The following is a 561-nucleotide window of genomic DNA, read 5'->3' as shown; positions in this document are numbered from 1 at the left end:
ACAACAACGTTCGTCACGACTCGACGTTAGAGGGCTATGCAAAGTTACGTCCTGCATTTGACCGCCAGTACGGCAGTGTTACTGCAGCAAACAGTACGCCGCTGACTGATGGCGGAGCGGCAGTGATGCTGATGCGCGAAGGTAAAGCGAAAGAGTTGGGCATGGAAATTCTTGGCTACATCCGTGGCTACGCATTCTCAGCGATTGGTGTGGAAAAAGACATGCTGATGGGACCGACTTACGCGACTGCGAAAGTGCTCGAAAACACAGGCTTGGAACTGTCGGATCTGACTCTGATCGATATGCATGAAGCGTTTGCTGCTCAAGCATTGGCAAACGTGAAAATGTTTGCCTCAGATAAGTTTGCTCAAGAAAACCTAGGTCGTTCGAAAGCGATCGGTGAAATCGACATGGATAAATTCAACGTGCTCGGTGGCTCAATTGCTTACGGCCACCCATTCGCGGCGACGGGTGCGCGTATGATGACGCAAACTCTACGTGAACTGAAACGTCGTGGTGGTGGTATTGCATTGAATACCGCTTGTGCTGCGGGTGGGCTTG

General features: G+C 51.3%; 1 pseudogene. It reads left to right on the top strand.

The features are described 5' to 3' along the window. Nucleotides 1-561: pseudogene (locus tag R7Q46_RS29250) on the top strand (acetyl-CoA C-acyltransferase); the annotation flags it as partial.

It is taken from the genome of Vibrio sp. 811 (assembly GCF_033339195.1).
The sequence above is the reverse complement of the archived record's forward strand: the minus strand, read 5'-3'. Positions and strand labels throughout refer to the sequence as shown.